The sequence below is a fragment of the Mesorhizobium sp. M4B.F.Ca.ET.089.01.1.1 genome (genome assembly GCF_004022605.1).
GTDB classification, from domain to species: domain Bacteria; phylum Pseudomonadota; class Alphaproteobacteria; order Rhizobiales; family Rhizobiaceae; genus Mesorhizobium; species Mesorhizobium abyssinicae.
This window is the reverse complement of record NZ_RZOS01001568.1, coordinates 1-394: the sequence shown is the minus strand read 5'-3', so window position 1 is coordinate 394 and position 394 is coordinate 1. Positions and strand designations below refer to the sequence as shown.

General features: G+C 55.3%; 1 pseudogene. It reads right to left on the bottom strand.

Annotated features, from left to right (window positions below):
- Window positions 1-394 (bottom strand): annotated as a pseudogene (locus EN780_RS40235) (O-antigen ligase family protein); the annotation flags it as partial.

The following is a 394-nucleotide window of genomic DNA, read 5'->3' as shown; positions in this document are numbered from 1 at the left end:
CCTTTGGTGGTGAGGGCCTGCCAGTCATCGAAAAGGAAATGAGTGCGATCCACGATGATCGGAAACGTAATTGCCGCCGTTAACAAGCTGGAAGCGCCCGCTACAATCAGCAACCGCCTCATATTCGCTCGAGTGAACCTATGGCGATTGACTACAAGGATGGCGACAGCGGCAATCAATAAAGCCACCCAAACCATACGCGAGCCCGAGTAGATAGTCGCCACGACCCCGGCGAGTGCGGCGACAGTCAATGGCTTCCAGGCTTTCTCTATTCCCGACAGAGCGCCCGAAAGGCACATCATCACGGCGAGACAGGTGACAGTCGCAAAAACGATCGGATTTCCAGCCCCCCCTTCTGCCCTGAGCATCCCAATCCAGTAATATTGGACCTGTC